Raw genomic sequence first — 15,795 nt, 5'->3', positions numbered from 1 at the left:
CGAATCCGCTATGCCTTTCCCCCCGGCGGGTTACCGGATCAATCCGAAAGCCCCGAGGGCGCGGCGATCTTTACCACCGCCTATGCGGTGATCCCCGCCCGGACCATGCGTGACATCGTCACCAGTTTTCTGCCGGGATGGGTGTCGACACGGGCCTGGATCCTGGCGCGGCCCCTGTCGGGCTTTGCCGAAACCTTTGCGCAATATGCCATCGAACTGGCCCCCGGCGGCGGCAGCAATCAGCCCGAGCCGGATATGGAGGCACAGACCGTGCTGTTTGTCGCCTCTGGCGCGGCGCGGCTGACGCTGGGGCGGGATTCCCACGATCTGATTGCCGGATCGTATGTCTATCTACCGCCCAGCGCGGTCTGGACGATCTGGAATGTGTCGGATGAACCCTGCGGCATCCACTGGATTCGCAAACGCTATGCGGCGGTGCGTGGCATCCAGACGCCCGAAGCGCGCGTGGTGCATGAAAGCGATGTGCCCATGGCCGCGATGCCCGATTGCGATGGCAAATGGGCGACACAACGCTTTATTGATCCGCTGGATCTGCGCCATGATATGCACGCCAATATCGTGACCTTCCAGCCCGGCGGGCGCATTCCCTTTGCCGAAACCCATGTGATGGAGCACGGGCTTTACGTGTTGCAGGGCACGGCGCGCTATCTGCTCAATACCGATTGGGTCGATGTCGGTCCCGGCGATTTCATGTGGCTGCGCGCGTTCTGCCCGCAGGCCTGCATCGCCACCGGGGACGAGCCGTTCCGCTATCTGCTGTACAAGGACGTCAACCGCCACCCGGGGCTAAGCCTGTGAACCTGCACTTGTCCGCCGCGCTGATGGCAGTGTCCGCATGAAGGCAGTCACCGTACGCCCGCTCACCACCGAAGAATTTGCGCCATATGGCGATGTGCTTGAGGTGCGCGGCGCGCCGGACAAGATCATCAATGCTGGCTTCTGCGGTCGCTATCATGACCGCGCAACGCTGGATTTCGGGCCTGACGGGCGCGCAGGCCTGTCAATGTTTGACGCCACCCCGCGCAGCCTGCCCTATGTCTGTGATCTGGTCGAGCGGCATCCAGACGGCTCGCAAGCGTTTGTGCCGATGCATTGCAATCCATGGCTGGTGATTGTGGCCGAGCCCGGCCCGAAACCCGGTCCGCTGCATGCATTTTTGGCGAATCCGGGCCAGGGCGTAAATTTTCATCGCGGCACATGGCACGGCGTCTTGACGCCCCTTGCGGCACCCGGCCTCTTTGCTGTCGTGGATCGCATCGGCGATACCGCAAACCTCGAAGAATTTCGGCTGACAGAGCCAGTCACCATCACCGACACAGACGCGCGAGCCTAGCGCCTTAACCAGATCCGACCGCCCGGCAAGAAGGCGGCGTACACCAACGAAAGGGATAGTATCCAATGACTGACGCAAGCCTCGGGACTCCGGCGCAGCTCGCCGATCCGAATTATACGCCTCCACTGGCCAAAGCCGTACCCCTCGGCATTCAGCACGTTCTGGCGATGTTCGCCAGCAACGTCACCCCTGCGATCATCGTCTGCGGTGCAGCCGGAATTGGCTTTGGCTCGGATCAGGGGGCGCTCGGCTTTCCGGATATGACCTACATGATCCAGATGTCGATGTTTTTTGCCGGTATCGCGACGCTGTTTCAGTGCATCGGCTTTGGACCGGTTGGCGCGCGTCTGCCGATTGTTCAGGGTACCAGCTTTGCCTTTCTGCCGGTCATGATCCCCGCCGTGGCGGGACAGGGCACTGCCGGTCTAGCCGGGTTGATGACTGGCGTGATGATCGGCGGATTGTTCCACGCCGTCATCGGAACATTCATCGGGCGCATCCGGTTTGCCCTGCCGCCGCTTGTCACCGGCCTGATCGTGCTGATGATCGGTCTGGCGCTGGTCCGCGTCGGCATCCAGTATTCCGCCGGTGGTGTCCCCAAGATCGGCACCCCAGAATACGGCACGCTCGCCTTCTGGGTCCCGGCGCTGACCGTTGTCGTTGTGACGCTGGCGATCAAGTTCTTTGGCAGGGGGCTGCTGTCGGTCGCGGCCATCCTTGTGGGTCTGGTCGCGGGGTATCTGGTCTCTATGGCCTTTGGGCAGGTCAGCTTTGCCAATATCGGCCGGGCGTCGTCTTTTGCCCTGCCCGATCCGTTCCGCTGGGGGATCGAGTTCAACACCGCCATCATCATTGGCATGTGCTTTATGGCGATTATCTCGGCGATCGAGACGGTCGGTGACGTGTCCGGTATCACCAAAGGCGGCGCAGGCCGCGAGGCGACGGATGAGGAAATCACCGGCGCGACCTTTGCCGATGGTCTGGGCAGCGCGATTGCCGGCACCTGCGGCGGTCTGCCCAACACCTCATTCTCGCAAAATGTCGGACTGATCTCGATGACAGGCGTGATGAGCCGCCACGTCGTCACCATCGGCGCCATTTTCCTGATCCTCTGCGGGTTGGTGCCCAAGGTCGGCGCAGCCGTGTCGACCGTACCGATCAACGTGCTGGGCGGTGGTGTGATCGTGATGTTCGGTATGGTCTGCGCCGCCGGCGTGTCGATGCTGTCTGACGTGAACTGGAACCGCCGCAACATGGTGATCTTTGCCGTGTCGCTATCGGTCGGCCTTGGTCTTCAGCTTGAGCCGGGCGCCCTGCAGCACATGCCGAAGACCGCGCAGATCCTGCTGACCAGTGGCCTGCTGCCAGCGGCGTTTCTGTCAATTGTGCTGAACCTGCTGCTGCCCGAAGATCTAGACTAACACCCGACCGGGAAATGCGCAGTCACACCCCTCGGGGCAAGCACAAAAAAAGAGCCGGGATTTCCCGGCTCTTTTCACGTGTAACAGAATCGCGACGGATCAGACGAACTTCTTGATCTCGCCCGCCTTCAACCGTGTCGTATAGCTCTTCAGCTCTTTCATCACGATGGGCATCAGGAAATACAGGCCCGTGATGTTGACGATCGCCATGGCAAAGATCGCCGCATCCGAAAAGTCGATGACCGGTCCCAGACTTGCCGCCGCGCCGATGACGACAAAGATGCAAAAGATCACCTTGAACACCAGTTCGGTCGTCTTGCCTTCACCGAACAGATAGGTCCACGCCTTGAGCCCGTAGTAGGACCACGAGATCATCGTGGAAAAGGCGAACATGATGACCGCAATCGCAAGGATGTACTTGAACCCGCCGAAGGAGGCCGAGAACGCCGCCGAGGTCAGCGCCACACCGGACGTATCACCCACCGTCTTGATCGCCGTGCCGGCGTCGTTCAGCAGATACAGGCCGGTTTCGGGATCAGACACAAGCTGACCGGTGATGATGATGACCAGCGCGGTCATCGTGCAGATCACCACCGTGTCGATCAGCGGTTCCAGCAGTGACACGAAGCCTTCGGTGATCGGTTCCTTGGTCCGCACGGCCGAGTGGGCAATCGCGGCAGAGCCAACGCCCGCCTCGTTCGAGAACGCCGCCCGTTTAAAGCCCTGGATCAGCGCCCCGACAAAGCCGCCGGCAACACCCAGTCCGGTAAAGGCCCCGGCAAAGATCTGGCCAAAGGCCCAGCCGATCTGATCGTAGTTCAACAGGATGATGATCAACGCCGTCCCGACATAGAGCACGCCCATGATCGGCACCACCTTTTCGGTGACCTGCGCGATGGACTTGAGCCCGCCGATGATCACGGCAAACACAATACCAGCAAAGATCACGCCAGTGATCCAGCCCGGATAGTCACCCAGAACGTTGGTCAGCTGCGCATGCGCCTGATTGGCCTGAAACATGTTGCCGCCGCCCAGCGCGCCAAGGATACAGAAGATCGAAAACAGCACGGCAAGGAATTTGCCACCCGGCGTGCCGCGCTCGGCAAACCCCTTGGTCAGGTAGTACATCGGGCCACCCGAAACGGTGCCATCTGCATATTCGTTGCGGTATTTCACGCCCAGCGTACATTCGGTGAATTTGGACGCCATGCCCAACAGACCACAAAGGATCATCCAAAAGGTTGCGCCGGGTCCGCCAATGCCGATGGCCACCGCGACGCCCGCAATGTTTCCCAGACCCACCGTCCCCGACAGCGCCGTGGCCAGCGCCTGAAAATGGCTGACCTCGCCCGCGTCATCGGGATCAGAATAGTCGCCTTTGACCAGCGAAATAGCATGTCCGAAGTAGCGAAACTGCACAAAACCAAAGTAGAGTGTAAAAACCGTCGCCGCGACGACCAGCCAGCCAACGATCCACGGGAACGATGTTCCGGGGAACGGGCTAAAGATGAAATTCACGAACCAGCCGGTCGACGAGGCGAACATGGCATTCACCTGATCGTCAATCGACTGCGCCCCGGCCTGCCCGGCGGCCAGCGCCAATGCTGCCGCAGCCAGTGCCGCGCGTTGTGTCGCAGCAACCGCTGCGCGAGGTATCGTTTGCATGTGTCTATCCCTGTCTGTTGTTTTTTGTTGCCCTATGCGGTCATGGGACGATGGTGCAGGGCACCGGCGCAATCTGCACCAATGTGCCCGCGACCGATCCGAACACACGACTCGCCAGCGCCCCGGTGCCGTCCCGGCCGACGACCATCTGCGTTCCACCCACGCTTTTGGTGATCTCGCACAGCTTTTCCGCGATGTGACCGTATTTGATCACCGTCTCGACCGGCACGCCACGTTCGGCCACCTTGTCGCGAATGGGTGCCATGATCGCGGTCTCGGCCCGCTCGAGCTCTTCTCCGCGGCGCTTGTGTCGCTCTTCCAGCTCCATCGGGGTCAGGAACGAATAGGGCGACCATTCCAGCACATGCGCCAGCACAACGCTGCCACCCTGCGTCTCTGCGCGGTCCAGCGCAAAGTCGAGCGCGCGTCGGCCCGCTGCACTGCCGTCGTATCCGACGACGAATTTACCCGACATATGAAAACTCCCTTAGTGTCCACGTCTCTGGTGACGTTCAGGAAGCCTAACGCCAATTATTGCGCCTGCGGGTAAAAAATATGCATATGCGCATTTTTACACCGCAGAACCGATGTTCGCGCTAGGATTGTCACCAAACGGTCAAGTTCTCGGCACAGGCGCAACCTGCGCCTGTTGTCGCAGGGGGTCGCCTACGGCTTGCGACTCCCTATCTTTGCAGTGCAGACCAGTACCACAAGCCCGGAGGGCAGACTTCATGGACACACTTATCCTGTCCCGAATCCAGTTTGGCGCGAATATTTCGTTCCATATCCTGTTCCCGACCATCACCATTGCGCTGGGATGGGTGCTGCTGTTTTTCAAGCTGCGCTACGCCGCCAGCGACGACATCAAGTGGATGGAAGCCTATCGGTTCTGGGTCAAGGTATTCGCCCTGACCTTTGCCATGGGGGTCGTGTCAGGCATTACCATGTCGTTCCAGTTCGGAACCAACTGGCCCGGTTTCATGGAAACCGTCGGCAATATCGCGGGGCCGCTGCTGGCATACGAGGTGCTGACCGCCTTTTTCCTTGAGGCGGTGTTCCTGGGCATCATGCTGTTCGGGTTTTCCCGAGTGCCGGGCTGGCTGCATACGCTGGCCACATTCCTGGTCGCCTTTGGCACGACAATGTCTGCGTTCTGGATCATCGTGCTGAATTCCTGGATGCATACCCCGGTGGGGTTCGAGATGCGCGACGGCGTGGCCCACGCAATCGACTGGCTGGCGATCCTGTTCAACCCGTCGATGCCCTACCGGCTGGCGCATATGCTGCTGGCCTCGGGTTTGACTGTGGCCTTTCTGATTGCCGGGCTTTCCGCCTTTCGCTGGCTGTTGGGGGATCATGGCCGCTCGGTTCGGGCCGCGCTGACGACGGCGCTGTGGCTGGCCGCCGCGCTGATCCCGATTCAGATCGTGGCGGGCGACATGCACGGTCTGAACACGCTGGAATACCAGCCGCAAAAGATCGCCGCGATGGAGGCCAACTGGGACACCGGGCCAAACGTGCCGCTGGTGCTGTTCGCCATTCCCGACGAAGCCGCGCGCGAAAACCGGTTTGAGATTTCTGTACCGAACGGTGCCTCGCTGATCCTCACCCACCACGCCGATGGCGTCGTGCCGGGGTTAAACGATTATGTGAGCGCGGATGGCACCGTGATGCATCCCCCCGTCGCGCCGCTGTTCTTTAGCTTTCGCGTGATGGTCGGCACCGGCTTTGCGATGCTGTTCATCAGCTGGGTCGCGGTTGCGCTGACACTGCGCGGGCGCGGGATCGAGGGACTGCCCCGCCCATTGCTCTGGGCGCTGGTGCCAATGGCCGGTTCGGGCTGGGTCGCCACGCTGGCGGGTTGGTACACGACCGAAATCGGTCGGCAACCCTGGCTGGTCAGTGGCGTTCTGACCACCGAACAGGCTGTGGGCCCGGTCGAGGCTAGCATGGTGCTGACCACGCTGATCGCCTATCTTGCGATCTATGCCCTGCTCTTGGGCACGTATATCAGTGTGCTGTTCTATCTGGCACGAAAGGCCGCACGCGGCGAAAAGGTCGGGCAGCGCCCGGCCTCGGGTCAGGCGACGGCGAATGCAGCTTCGGCTGTGGCGGAGTAGCGCGATGTATCTCTTTGGTGATCCGAACGTCTGGCTTCCTTTTGTGTTTGGCGCGTTGATGGGGCTGAGCATCCTGATCTATGTGGTTCTGGATGGATTTGACCTTGGCGTGGGGGTGCTGCTTCCCCTGGCGGATGACGCGGAAAAGGACCGGATGATCGCGTCAATCGGTCCGTTCTGGGACGCGAACGAGACCTGGTTGGTGCTGGCGATTGGCCTGCTTCTGGTCGCATTTCCCGCTGCGCATGGTGACATTCTGACCGCGCTTTATCTGCCGGTGGCACTGATGCTGATGGGGTTGATTCTGCGTGGCGTGGCGTTTGAATTCAGGGCCAAGGCTCCCGAACGCTGGAAGCCGCTATGGAACCACGCGTTTTTCACAGGCAGCCTGATCACCGCGCTGTGTCAGGGGCTGATGCTGGGCATGTATATCATGGGGCTGGACTGGACGCTGTTCCACGTCGGCTTTGCTACGCTGACAGCGGTGTTTCTGACAGTTGCGTATTCGTTCATCGGGGCAACATGGCTGATCCTCAAGACCGAAGGCGCGCTGCAGCGCAAGGCCGCCAACTGGGCACGCGGCGGCGTCTGGGGGTGGTGCTGGGCATGGGCGCGGTATCGCTGGCCTCGCCGCTTGTGAGCGCGCGGATCTTTGACAAATGGTTCACGTGGCCGGACGTGGCGCTGCTGGCCCCTATGCCAGTCGTGACGCTGCTGCTGATCGCGGCGCTCTGGTGGTCCTTGCGCAGATTGCCAGCCGAGGGCGACCGTGGCGCATGGGTCCCCTTTGTCCTGACGATCCTGATCTTTGTGCTTGGCTTTGCCGGGATGGCATATTCGTTCTACCCCTACGTGGTGCCGGATCGGCTGACCATCTACGAGGCCGCGAGCGCGCCGGAAAGTCTGATCATCATTCTGGCCGGCACCTGCGTCGTGTTGCCAATGATCCTGATCTATACCGCACTGGCCTATACGGTGTTTCGCGGCAAGGCGACGGCCCTCAGCTACCAATAGGGCGGCGGCGCCCGTGAAAAAAGGCGCCTCGCAATCAGCGCGGCGCCCATTCTCATTCACAGCCCCGTCAATCAGGCCCCGTCAATCAGGCCCCGTCAATCAGGCGACGTCAAACACCAGCGGTTTGATCTGGCGGAACATGCCTGTCGCATGCAGCTTGCCGATCACATCATTCGGCACCACGTCGTCGACATAAAGCAGGGCAATCGCCTCTCCTTTGGCCGCCGACCGGCCAAGGGTAAAGTTGGCGATGTTCACGCCGTTCTCACCCATGGTCATTCCCAGCGTACCGATGATGCCGGGGACATCCTCGTTCGTGGTATAGAGCATATGCGCCCCCACCTCGGCGTCGATGTTGATGCCCTTGATCTGGATGAACCGCGGCTTGCCATCGCTGAACACTGTGCCGGCAATCGACCGTTCGCGTTTGTCAGTGACCACTGTGACCTTGATATACCCGTCGAAGGCGCCCGACTTGGCCTGATTGGTGGTCGAGATGTTGACCCCCCGCTCAGCCGCGATCACCGGCGCGCTGACCATGTTCACATCCGGATTGGCACGTTTCATGATCCCTGCGATGACCGAGCAGTTCAGCGCCGCAAGGTTCATCGTCGACACCGATCCATCATACAGGATGTTGATCGCCTTGACCGGCTCGTCGGTCATCTGGCCTATGAAGGCCCCCAGGTGATCGGCCAGCTTGATCCACGGGCCCATCACCTTGGCTTCTTCGGCTGTCACCGACGGCATGTTCAGCGCGTTGGTCACGGCCCCGGTCAGCAGATAGTCCGACATCTGCTCGGCAACCTGAAGCGCGACGTTTTCTTGTGCCTCGGTGGTCGCGGCACCCAGATGCGGTGTGCAGACCACGTTCGGAAGGCCGAACAGCGGGTTCTCCTTGGCAGGCTCAACCGCAAAAACGTCCAGCGCCGCTCCGGCCACGTGGCCCGAGGTGAGCAGATCCGCCAGCGCCTGTTCGTCAACCAGACCGCCACGGGCACAGTTGATGATCCGCACGCCTTTCTTGGTCTTTTCCAGATTTTCACGGCTCAGGATGTTGCGGGTCTGGTCGGTCAGCGGCACGTGCAGGGTGATAAAATCGGCACGTTTGAGCAGATCTTCAAGTTCGACCTTTTCAACACCCATCTTGTCGGCCTTTTCTTGGCTCAGGAACGGGTCATACGCCGCGACCTTCATCTTGAGACCACGAGCACGGTCGCAGACGATACCGCCAATGTTGCCGGCGCCAATGACGCCCAGCGTCTTGCCTGTCAGCTCGACCCCCATAAACTTGGACTTTTCCCACTTGCCCGCGTGGGTCGAGGCGCTGGCCTCGGGGATTTGCCGTGCCACGGCGAACATCATCGCAATGGCATGTTCGGCGGTTGTGATCATGTTGCCAAAAGGCGTGTTCATGACGATCACACCCTTCTTGGATGCGGCCTCACGATCGACGTTGTCGACCCCTATCCCGGCGCGGCCAATAACCTTGAGGTTGGTCGCAGCGGCCAGGATCTTTTCCGTCACCTTGGTGGCGGACCGGATGGCAAGGCCGTCATACTGGCCAATCACTTCGGCCAGCTTGTCCTTGTCCTTGCCCAGATCGGGCTGGAAATCGACGTCGATGCCGCGATCCTTAAAGATCTGCACGGCAGCGTCAGAGAGTTTGTCAGAGATGAGTACGCGGGGGGCCATTTTGGTGGTCCTTCAAAGAATAGGGAAAGGCTTGGGCCACAGGCGCGGCCCACGAATTTTCGCAGAAAATTCTGATTCAGGCTGGCTGGGTCAGCGCCGCGATCTCGGCATGGAATGCCCAATCGAGCCACGGCAGCATCGCGGCGATATCCGCCGTCTCAACCGTACCACCACACCAGATCCGCAAACCCGCCGGGGCATCACGATAGGCCCCGACATCCAGCGCCACACCTTCTGCCTCAAGCCGTTTCGCGATCGCTTTCGCAAAAGCAGCACCATCCGTGATCCGCGCATCGGTGAACTTGAGACAGACCGAAGTGTTCGACCGGGTCGCTGGATCGTTCGCCAGATTGGCAATCCAGTCATTGGCATCGCAGAAGTCAAAGATCGCCTGCGCGTTGGCATTGGCGCGAGCCATCAGGCCACTCAGCCCACCGACGGTCCGCGCCCAGTCGAGCGCCAGCAAATAATCCTCAACCGCGAGCATCGACGGAGTGTTGATCGTCTCACCCACAAAGATGCCTTCGATCAGCTTACCGCCTTTGGTCATGCGGAAAATTTTGGGCAAAGGCCAAGCCGGAGAGTAGCTTTCCAGCCGCTCAACCGCGCGCGGGCTCAGTACGATCATGCCATGTGCAGCCTCGCCGCCCAGCACTTTCTGCCAGGAAAAGGTCGTCACATCCAGCTTGTCCCACGGCAGATCCTGCGCAAAGGCCGCGGAAGTCGCGTCGCAGATGGTCAGACCGGCACGGTTCGCCGGAATCGCATCGCCGTTCGGCATCCGCACGCCCGAGGTTGTGCCGTTCCAGGTGAACACGACGTCGGTGTCGTAATCCACCGCTGCCATATCGACGATATCACCGTATTCGGCAGTCTTGACCTCGGCCTCGATCTTGAGCTGCTTGACCACGTCCGTGACCCAGCCCGCGCCAAAGCTTTCCCACGCGACCATGGTCGCGGGACGTGCGCCCAGCAGCGACCACATCGCCATTTCCATCGCGCCTGTGTCCGAGGCAGGCACGATACCGATTCGATAATCTGCCGGGATGTTCAGGATCTCGCGAGTGCCTTCGATGGCCGCCTTGAGTTTGGCCTTGCCAACACCTGCGCGATGCGACCGGCCCAGAGGGGCGTCAGCCAGCTTGCTCAGCTCGAATGCAGGGGGTTTGGCGCAAGGGCCAGACGAGAATCGCGGGTTGGCTGGCCGCGTGTCAGGTTTACGCGCGTCGCCGCGCGATGCCGGTTGTGTAATAGCCATTGGTGCTATCCTTCCAGATAAGCGCCCTTCGTTGGGGAAGGGTGTCCCGCCGCCGGGATTATCCAAACCGCATACAACAAGCAAGCCCTGTTGACTCTGTTCCCGCAGTTTCATGCGGCGTAATGCGACACAAAACGGGACGTGGATCAGCCGCCCACCGCATTGGCGCTTTCGCCACAGGCGAGTCCGTCTGCCCTTTCGGCAGTTTCACCCAGAAAGACAAAGCGATCCGGCATCCGGGCGAAAGCTATTCAGCCAAAGCCTCGGCCACGGCAATATCTGCCATTCTCAACACAGCTTCGCGGGAGGAAGCGACCGCAATAAACCGACCGTTGTGGCAGAACTTCGCGCCCGCGACACCGCTGGCGTTTTCAAGCGCCGCGTCGGTCAGCCCCGCCCAGGCCGCGGGGAGGTCGGCGCGGTTGTCGAACGTATCGTCACCCACGCGAATCGTCGTCAGGGTCCAATCGCTGCCGCGCGGGTGAATGACGAACAGGAGGTGATCTGCCCCGGTCTTTTCAACGGCGGCGCGGAACGGCATGCCCATCGGCAGGTCCAGCACACGGCCCTCGCCTGCGGCCTCGATGGCGTTCATCACCATGGCTTCGGCGCGGAACTTGGCGGCTTTGCGGTTTATCTGAGCTTCGACAAGCGCGCGCGCCACCGGCAATGCCGCCATAAAGGCACGATCGTCTGCGTCCGCTTCGCGATCATCAAACACGGTTTTCAGGCTTTCGAGCAACACCGGCAACGTCATGCCAGAAAACAGCGGCCCCGCCTCGGATGTGTTGACTGCGCCATTATCGACGAGGTCAATCGGCAGCACAAAACCGCGATCAAACGAGGCGTGAATCGCCTCGATGTCTTGCTCAGGTACATCCATCGCACGCAGATAATCGCGGCCATACTGCGCCCAGATCAACCCAAAAGAGCTGTAAGGTTGCCCATCTTCGCGCAGCGGATTGGGGCGCTGGTGGTGATCGAAAATCTGTGCCCCGGCATCAAAATCCCCACCAACATCATAAATGATCCGGCCATTGTCCGGAGTGATCCACGTCTTGTCCCGGCTGCGGATCAAGGCGGCCCCGGGAAACAGCCGAGACAGAATAACAGAGGACAATAGCTCATCGGCATGAAAGCCGCCGGAATGGGTCACAAGGTGGGTGATCGTCATCAGATACAGGCTCCAGTCGGGCTTAAATTGATTTGGGCGACCCAATTGGCCGCCCTTTGGGTTGTTCTGAGGGTGATTCTGTGTGGACCGGTCACAAACCAAATCGTGCGCCGCAACGCAAATTGATCCACAACGTGTAGAATAGACATCCGCCTTGCGGGATCTTCACCCCGTTTCCGAGATGGCTTTGCCCCGATCTACAGCGACTAATGCGTCCAGACGCTCTTGCGATTGACAGCAAAATTTTCCGCATAGCCGCGCTGACGGATATTCGGTTTGCGCTTGTTCGGGTCAGACACGTCGACATTGATGCCATGCTCGCGGGCGTATTCCAGCGCCGCTTCTTTCGTGTCGAACCGCAACCGCACTTGTGCCTGGGTGTCGTTTGACGACGTCCAGCCCATCAGTGGATCAACCTCGCGCGCGGAGTCGGGTGCATAGTCCAGAACCCAGTGCCGGGTTTTGCCCTGCCCCGAGGACATGGCCGTTCTGGCAGGCTGATAAATACGCGCGCGCATGGCATCCACTCCTTGATCTGTCCTCTTATCGGCATTTATTGCCCGCTCGGCAAGAGCCGCAAAATGTCATATGCCGTGGAACGGTGGTCGGTTGATCCGTCAACTTACCCCGGCTCCTGCCAGTGGTTGTCAGCAGCCCCCCTTGAAGGCGAACAAAAGAAGATCAATCTTAGGGCATAGCCCAAGGAGAACCGTCATGGCCTTTGCCCATTCCGACAAGACCGCGCCGGTTCTGCACGCCCCGGCACCCCCGACCCGCGAAAAGCTCGAAGGGGGGATCGCCTTTCGCATGGCCACCGAATTTGAGCCTGCAGGTGATCAGCCGAACGCGATCCGTGACCTGGCGGCGGGTGTGCGTGCGGGCGAACGCGATCAGGTTCTGCTGGGCGCGACCGGCACCGGCAAGACATTCACCATGGCCAAGATCATCGAGGAGACCCAGCGCCCCGCCATTATCCTTGCCCCCAACAAGACGCTCGCCGCGCAATTATACGGTGAATTCAAGGGGTTCTTTCCCGACAACGCGGTCGAATATTTCGTCAGCTTCTATGACTACTACCAGCCCGAAGCCTATGTCGCGCGGTCCGATACCTTTATCGAAAAGGAATCCCAGATCAACGAACAGATCGACCGGATGCGCCATTCGGCCACCCGGGCGCTGCTCGAACGTGACGATGTGATCATCGTCGCCTCGGTGTCCTGCATCTATGGCATCGGCTCGGTCGAAACCTACGGCGCCATGACCCAAGACCTGATTGTTGGCTCGGAATACGACCAACGCAAAGTGATGGCGGATCTGATCGCGCAGCAATACCGGCGCAACGACGCGTCCTTTCAGCGCGGGTCGTTCCGGGTGCGTGGCGATTCGCTGGAAATCTTTCCCGCCCACCTCGAAGATCGCGCCTGGAAGCTGTCATTCTTTGGCGAAGAACTGGAAGCGATCACCGAATTTGACCCTTTGACCGGCGAAAAAACTGGCCGCTTTGACCGCATCCGCGTCTATGCCAACTCGCACTATGTCACGCCGAAACCGACGATGACTCAGGCGATCATCAGCATAAAGAAAGAGCTGCGAGAGCGCCTCAACCAGCTGGTGAACGACGGCAAACTATTAGAGGCGCAGCGGCTGGAACAGCGTTGTAATTTTGATCTGGAAATGCTTGAGGCCACCGGCGTTTGCAACGGCATCGAAAACTATTCCCGTTACCTGACTGGTCGCGCACCGGGTGAGCCGCCCCCCACCCTGTTCGAATTTATCCCCGACAATGCCATTGTTTTCGCGGATGAATCCCACGTTTCGGTCCCGCAGATCGGCGGCATGTACAAGGGCGACTACCGGCGCAAATTCACATTGGCCGAGCATGGCTTTCGCCTGCCGTCCTGCATGGACAACCGCCCGCTGAAGTTCGAGGAATGGGACGCCATGCGCCCGCAATCGGTGTTTGTCTCGGCCACGCCGGCCAAGTGGGAAATGGAGCAGACTGGCGGCGTGTTTACCGAACAGGTCATCCGCCCCACCGGTCTGGTCGATCCGCAGATCGAAATCCGACCGGTCGAGATGCAGGTCGACGATCTGCTGGACGAGGTACGTAAAGTTGCCGCTGACGGTTACCGCACCCTCTGCACCACGCTGACCAAACGCATGGCCGAGGATCTGACCGAATACATGCACGAACAGGGCATCCGCGTACGCTATATGCACTCAGATATCGACACGATCGAGCGGATCGAGATCCTGCGTGACTTGCGTCTGGGCGCGTTCGACGTGTTGATTGGTATCAACCTGCTGCGCGAGGGCCTTGATATTCCCGAATGTGGTCTGGTCGCGATTCTGGATGCCGACAAAGAGGGCTTTTTGCGCTCGGAAACCTCGTTGATCCAGACCATCGGTCGCGCCGCGCGCAATGCCGAAGGCCGGGTGATTATGTATGCCGACCGCATCACCGGCTCGATGGAACGGGCCATCGGCGAAACCGATCGCCGCCGTGCCAGACAGGTTGCCTACAATCTGGAACACGGCATCACCCCGACGACGATCAAAAAGAATGTCGATGACATCTTGCAAGGGCTCTACAAAGGTGATGCCGACATGAACCGGGTGACAGCCAAGATCGACAAGGCCCACGGCGGCAACCTTAAGACTGTGCTTGAGGGGCTGCGCACCGACATGCGCAAAGCCGCCGAGAATCTGGAGTTCGAAGAGGCCGCCCGCCTGCGTGACGAGGTCAAGCGGCTGGAGGCGGTGGATCTCGCGATTTCGGACGATCCGATGGCGCGGCAATACGCGGTTGAAAAGGCGTCGGAAGAGGCGATCAAGGGACGAGGCCGCTCAACCGCCGGCCGGGGCGGCATGCGCGGAGGCAAGCCGCGACGGGGGCGCTGACAGAAAGGCGTCACCATACGGACGGCGGACAACGTCCCGATTTCCGCCCCCAAACAGCAGAACACTTGGCAATTGTTGTGCCATCACTATCTTGGTGACATGCGACTCGCCTTTCTCTTTCCGCTACTGCTGCTTGCAGCCTGCGCAACACCGGTCGAGCGTTGCGTGAATCAGGCCAGCGCGACCTACCGCGCCGCCTTTGCGGAGTTGCAGCAGGCCGAGGCGACGCTGGCGCGAGGATACGCCCTGCGCCGGGTTCAGGTTTCAGTGCCATATTTCGGAAGATGCCGTGACTCGGACGGCGAACTTTATCCCTGTTTCCGGGAACGGTACCAAACCGTGACACGGCGCGAAAATGTCGATCTGGAACAAGTACGGCGCCGCGCGCAGGATCTGCGCAATCAGTTGCCCGGCTTGCAACGGTCCGCCGATGCCGGTGCGACGCAATGCCGGGCAGTCTATGCCGAAGCCGAAACTACTCCCTGACCCGCCTTCTGGACTGATCGCGAGCGACCGTCCACACAATCAAGCGTGACTGATGCCGCCTGTCCGCCAAACACATCCCCTCAGAGATCCGCGGAGTCCCGGACGGGTCACTATTCCAGCTTGCCCGGACCGTGGCGCAGGATCACCGGCACGATGAGGTCTTCTTCGTCCTCCAAATGCCGTTCGAGCAGCGTGCCAAAAGACAGCAATTCTTGCCGGAATGTTCCCAATTCGCCTTTGCCTTGTAGCACTGCATTGGCGGATTCAGTGAACCGGTTCAGCAACCCGTCCATCGCGTGATGATCGGCATCAAGAATGTCGAACCCTTTGCCCAGCTTGGGTTCCATCCGGCCCAATACCGGAAAATAATGCGCGTCTTCGATCTGGTGATGGCCGTGCAATTGGCTGACCATCATGCCGCCGAATCGCGACAAGCGCGAGGCTTGCTCGCGCCCGGGCATCTTTTTGTCCATCGCCGCCTCGACATCCTGCTGCATCACAGTGCGCAACTGGCGAAACATCATATGCCGTTCGAGCCAGAATTGCACCAGACCGGCAAAATGACGATGCCGTTCCCATCCGTCACGCGGAAACTCGGCCAGCAGGGCACGCAGCCCCTCTGGCATTTGCTGACGGGTCCCCAGGCTCAGATCATCCATGCGCCGCACCTCCGCCCCGCCACATGGCACAAGCGGAGGCAAAGTCAA

At 60.3% G+C, this 15,795-nt stretch carries 13 protein-coding genes and 1 pseudogene; 7 read left to right on the top strand and 7 right to left on the bottom strand.

Annotated elements, in window-relative coordinates; all coding sequences use genetic code 11:
- The first annotated feature begins 3 nt into the window (after nucleotides 1-3).
- From IMCC21224_RS06020 to IMCC21224_RS06010, 3 genes are all read left to right on the top strand, one after another.
- Nucleotides 4-819, top strand: a complete 816-nt coding sequence (locus IMCC21224_RS06020) for a bifunctional allantoicase/(S)-ureidoglycine aminohydrolase (protein ID WP_047996909.1) — start codon at nucleotides 4-6, stop codon at nucleotides 817-819.
- Nucleotides 820-856: 37 nt separating this feature from the next.
- A complete protein-coding gene (locus tag IMCC21224_RS06015; RefSeq protein WP_047994578.1) occupies nucleotides 857-1,354 on the top strand; it encodes an ureidoglycolate lyase in 498 nt (165 codons plus the stop codon).
- 65 nt (nucleotides 1,355-1,419) lie between these two features.
- Complete coding sequence (locus tag IMCC21224_RS06010; protein ID WP_047994577.1) at nucleotides 1,420-2,775, top strand: uracil-xanthine permease family protein; 1,356 nt, start codon at nucleotides 1,420-1,422, stop codon at nucleotides 2,773-2,775.
- 99 nt (nucleotides 2,776-2,874) lie between these two features.
- On the opposite strand, the gene IMCC21224_RS06005 is transcribed toward IMCC21224_RS06010, so the two are convergent.
- A complete protein-coding gene (locus IMCC21224_RS06005) occupies nucleotides 2,875-4,440 on the bottom strand; it encodes a sodium:alanine symporter family protein (protein WP_047994576.1) in 1,566 nt (521 codons plus the stop codon).
- A 40-nt stretch (nucleotides 4,441-4,480) separates the two neighbouring features.
- Nucleotides 4,481-4,915 carry a universal stress protein gene (locus IMCC21224_RS06000; RefSeq protein ID WP_047994575.1) on the bottom strand — a complete coding sequence of 145 codons (435 nt, stop codon included), beginning with the start codon at nucleotides 4,913-4,915 and terminating at the stop codon, nucleotides 4,481-4,483.
- A 256-nt stretch (nucleotides 4,916-5,171) separates the two neighbouring features.
- Here IMCC21224_RS06000 and IMCC21224_RS05995 point away from each other — a divergent pair, with 256 nt between their 5' ends.
- Together IMCC21224_RS05995 and IMCC21224_RS05990 are read left to right on the top strand one after the other, a co-directional pair.
- Nucleotides 5,172-6,560, top strand: coding sequence for a cytochrome ubiquinol oxidase subunit I (locus IMCC21224_RS05995; RefSeq protein WP_047994574.1), 1,389 nt, complete (start codon nucleotides 5,172-5,174; stop codon nucleotides 6,558-6,560).
- Nucleotides 6,535-7,574: pseudogene (locus IMCC21224_RS05990) on the top strand (cytochrome d ubiquinol oxidase subunit II). The gene IMCC21224_RS05995 and the pseudogene IMCC21224_RS05990 overlap by 26 nt, the downstream one beginning before the upstream one ends.
- A gap of 99 nt (nucleotides 7,575-7,673) precedes the next feature.
- Here IMCC21224_RS05990 and serA read toward each other — a convergent pair.
- The 4 genes from serA to IMCC21224_RS05970 form a co-directional block, all read right to left on the bottom strand.
- Complete coding sequence (gene serA / locus IMCC21224_RS05985; protein ID WP_047994573.1) at nucleotides 7,674-9,269, bottom strand: phosphoglycerate dehydrogenase; 1,596 nt, start codon at nucleotides 9,267-9,269, stop codon at nucleotides 7,674-7,676.
- 76 nt (nucleotides 9,270-9,345) lie between these two features.
- Nucleotides 9,346-10,527: a phosphoserine transaminase gene (locus IMCC21224_RS05980; RefSeq protein ID WP_047994572.1), complete on the bottom strand. Its 1,182-nt coding sequence runs from the start codon at nucleotides 10,525-10,527 to the stop codon at nucleotides 9,346-9,348.
- A 247-nt stretch (nucleotides 10,528-10,774) separates the two neighbouring features.
- Entirely contained in the window at nucleotides 10,775-11,701 is a 927-nt protein-coding gene (locus IMCC21224_RS05975) for an MYG1 family protein (RefSeq protein WP_047996908.1), read from the bottom strand.
- Between the two features lie 206 nt (nucleotides 11,702-11,907).
- Nucleotides 11,908-12,219: an ETC complex I subunit gene (locus tag IMCC21224_RS05970; protein WP_047994571.1), complete on the bottom strand. Its 312-nt coding sequence runs from the start codon at nucleotides 12,217-12,219 to the stop codon at nucleotides 11,908-11,910.
- A 196-nt stretch (nucleotides 12,220-12,415) separates the two neighbouring features.
- Here IMCC21224_RS05970 and uvrB point away from each other — a divergent pair, with 196 nt between their 5' ends.
- Both uvrB and IMCC21224_RS05960 read left to right on the top strand, forming a co-directional pair.
- Nucleotides 12,416-14,602 (top strand): excinuclease ABC subunit UvrB, encoded by a 2,187-nt coding sequence (uvrB, locus tag IMCC21224_RS05965; protein ID WP_047994570.1) that lies wholly within the window; start codon nucleotides 12,416-12,418, stop codon nucleotides 14,600-14,602.
- Between the two features lie 99 nt (nucleotides 14,603-14,701).
- Nucleotides 14,702-15,088 (top strand): excinuclease ABC subunit B, encoded by a 387-nt coding sequence (locus IMCC21224_RS05960; RefSeq protein ID WP_156178149.1) that lies wholly within the window; start codon nucleotides 14,702-14,704, stop codon nucleotides 15,086-15,088.
- 110 nt (nucleotides 15,089-15,198) lie between these two features.
- On the opposite strand, the gene IMCC21224_RS05955 is transcribed toward IMCC21224_RS05960, so the two are convergent.
- Complete coding sequence (locus IMCC21224_RS05955; protein WP_047994568.1) at nucleotides 15,199-15,747, bottom strand: hemerythrin domain-containing protein; 549 nt, start codon at nucleotides 15,745-15,747, stop codon at nucleotides 15,199-15,201.
- Between the last annotated feature and the right edge of the window lie 48 nt (nucleotides 15,748-15,795).

The sequence above is a fragment of the Puniceibacterium sp. IMCC21224 genome (assembly GCF_001038505.1).
Lineage (GTDB): Bacteria > Pseudomonadota > Alphaproteobacteria > Rhodobacterales > Rhodobacteraceae > Puniceibacterium.
Note: the sequence above shows the minus strand (reverse complement) of the source record. Positions and strands in the feature narration are given on the sequence as shown.